Source organism: Sphaerochaeta sp. UBA5836, from assembly GCF_002432845.1.
Lineage (GTDB): Bacteria > Spirochaetota > Spirochaetia > Sphaerochaetales > Sphaerochaetaceae > Sphaerochaeta.
The window spans coordinates 1,433-4,353 of sequence record NZ_DJGW01000111.1 but is presented as its reverse complement, the minus strand read 5'-3'; the positions used below and the strand labels follow the sequence as shown (position 1 = coordinate 4,353).

Sequence of the window (2,921 nt, the reverse complement as noted above, 5' to 3'; positions counted from 1 at the left end):
CAACATCGGGAAACAAGGCTATGGTCTCTTCCGTGATACGTCTGACATCGGAAGGAATCATGCCGCCGCGGGTTTCACACAAAACCAAGGTGGTGGCCCCTCCTGCAAGGGCCGCTCTCAAGGAAGCAATGGCGTACTCCTTGTTTGCAAGATAGCCGTCGAAGTAATGCTCTGCATCGAAGAAAACCTCTGACCCGCTTTCGGTGATGAAACGGATCGAATCCTCGATCATCGCAAGGTTCTCCTCCAGCGTGGTGCGGATGATGTCGGTCACATGAAAATCCCAGCTCTTGCCGAAGATGGCGACATAGGAGGTTCCTGCACGCACCAGACTCTTGAGGTTCGGATCGTCCTCGGCCTTGGTGTTTCTGCGGCGCGTCGACCCGAAGGCGACCAGCTTGGCATGCTTCAGGTTCAAATCCTTGGAACGGAAGAAAAATTCCAGATCCTTGGGGTTGGACCCCGGGTTGCCAGCCTCGATGTACTCCACTCCAAGGGTGTCGAGAGCCTCGACGATCTTCAGCTTGTCCTCAACGGAGAAGCTGATCCCCTCGGCCTGGCTGCCGTCCCGCAGGGTGGAATCGAACAAGGATATCTTACGCATCACCTCTCTCCTTTCTCTTGTCGGAGTGGGAGCTGAGCATGTCATTGTCAAAATTCGGCGGAGTGGTAGGTTTGAGATTCCCGGTCGAGGGTTTCATCGTTTCGTCCAGCATGCGGTTCACCGCAGCAAGACAGGAGAGGATGGAGGCCTCTATCACGTCGGTACTCACCCCCCTGCCCCGATAGATGCCATGGCCGTCGCTGATCTTCACAAAGACTTCGCCCAAGGCGTCACGGTGCTCGGTCACCGCCTGCAGGCTGTAATCCTCCAGGCTGAAGGGATGACGGATGATCTTCTCCACCGCCCTCAGTGAAGCATAGACAGGGCCTGTGCCGCAGGCCACTTCCTGGTACTTCTTATCACCCTTGCGCAAGGTCACGCAGGCGGTGCTGGTCATCATGTTGCCGCTGTTCACTACGAAGCTGTCCAGCTCCCAGATGATCGGCGAACTCTGGCTTGCATTTTCCACCAGAGCGATGATGTCGCGGTCGGTGATGGTTTTCTTTCGGTCGGCAAGATTCTTGAATTCAGCGAAGAGACTCTTCACTTCTTCCTTGCCCAGGGTGTAGCCCAAATCGACAAGACGCTTCTCAAATGCGTGCTGGCCGCTGTGCTTGCCGAGCACCAGGCTGGTGTTCATCACCCCTACGCTTTCGGGGGTCATGATCTCGTAGGTGAGGCTGTTGGCCATCATGCCGTGCTGGTGAATGCCGCTTTCGTGGGCGAAGGCGTTTGCACCGACAATCGCTTTGGAAGGATTGGGTTTTACGCCGGTTATCTGGGTAAGCAGCCTTGATGAGCGGATTATCTCCTCGGTCTTGATGTTGTAGGTGAAGGGATACTCGTCGCTGCGGGTGCGGATGCCCATCACCAACTCTTCCATGGCGGCGTTGCCGGCCCTCTCGCCGATTCCGCATACCGTACACTCGGCCTGCCTTGCTCCGGCTTTCAGTCCGGCAAGGCTGTTGGCGACGGCCAAGCCAAGGTCGTTGTGACAGTGAACGGCGATGATCGCCTTGTCGATGTTGGGCACCTTGTTCATTACGGCTCCCACCATGCGCGTCATGTCATCGGGGGTGGCGTAGCCGACCGTATCAGGCAGGTTGACCACATTGGCCCCCGCCTTGATCACCTCCTCGACAACCTTGCACAGGTAGTCGAGGTCGGTCCGGGTTGCGTCCTCGAGCGAGAACTCCACATCGTCATTGAGATTGCGTGCATACGAGACCATGGCCTTGGCTTTGGCCAGGGCATCCTCGCGGCTCATCTTCAGTTTGTACTGCAGATGGAGGTCGCTGGTGGCCAGAAAGGTATGGATTCTAGGCCGTTTGGCAAACTTTACCGCCTCCCATGCAGCATCGATATCCTTTTCAAGAGCGCGGGAGAGGGAGGCGACCACGGTCTGCTTGAGCTCCCTGCTGATCGCCTGCACGCTTGCAAAATCGCCGGGGGACGCTATGGCAAACCCAGCTTCTAGAATATCCACACCGAGAGCCTCAAGCTGGAGGGCCATGCGAATTTTTTCGTCAAGGTTCATGCTGTAGCCAGGAGCCTGTTCGCCGTCTCTAAGGGTGGTATCGAAGATGTAGATTCTCTCTTTTTCCATAGTGTCCTTCCCGGTATTATAAAGTTTTGTACGTTATTTCTTCAGCCAGCTCATCAGGGAGCGCAGCTTCTGTCCGGTCTTCTCCAACAGGCTTTCACTCTCGATTCTCTTCTTTGCATTGAAATACGGCCTGTTGACTTGGTTCTCCAACAGCCAGTTGCGGGCGAAGGTGCCTTCCTGGATATCGGTAAGTACGTTCTTCATCGCCTTCTTGGTGTCTTCGGTGATGATCTTGCCTCCGGTGATGTAGTCGCCGTACTCGGCGGTATCACTGATGGAGTAGCGCATGTAGGACAGTCCGCCCTGGTTGATGAGGTCTACGATCAGCTTCATCTCGTGGCAGCACTCGAAGTATGCCATCTCAGGCTGGTAGCCAGCTTCGACAAGGGTATCGAATCCTGCTTTGATCAGGGCGGAAACACCACCGCAGAGGACGGCCTGCTCACCGAAGAGGTCGGTTTCGGTCTCTTCCTTGAAAGAAGTCTCAAAAATTCCGGCACGCCCGGCACCGAGGCCCTTCGCATAGGCAAGAGCGATGTCGCGCGAATCCCCGCTGGGGTCCTGATGGATGGCGATCAGGGAGGGAACCCCCTTGCCTTCCTGGAACTGGGAACGAACCGTATGACCGGGACCCTTGGGAGCGATCATGATGACGTTCACATCGGCCGGGGGCTTGATCTGTCCGAAATGGATGTTGAAACCGTGGGCGAA

2 protein-coding genes and 1 pseudogene are annotated in these 2,921 nt (G+C 56.2%); all 3 read right to left on the bottom strand.

From position 1 onward, the window contains the following. A pseudogene (locus B3F49_RS11280) lies at positions 1-604 on the bottom strand (citramalate synthase); the annotation flags it as partial. Beyond that, positions 597-2,210, bottom strand: a complete 1,614-nt coding sequence (locus B3F49_RS11275; protein ID WP_293911141.1) for a 2-isopropylmalate synthase — start codon at positions 2,208-2,210, stop codon at positions 597-599. The pseudogene B3F49_RS11280 and the gene B3F49_RS11275, both read right to left, overlap by 8 nt. Positions 2,211-2,243: 33 nt before the next feature. Further along, positions 2,244-2,921, bottom strand: a 678-nt coding sequence (gene ilvC, locus B3F49_RS11270; RefSeq protein WP_293911139.1) for a ketol-acid reductoisomerase, incomplete at its 5' end; no start/stop codon positions are given.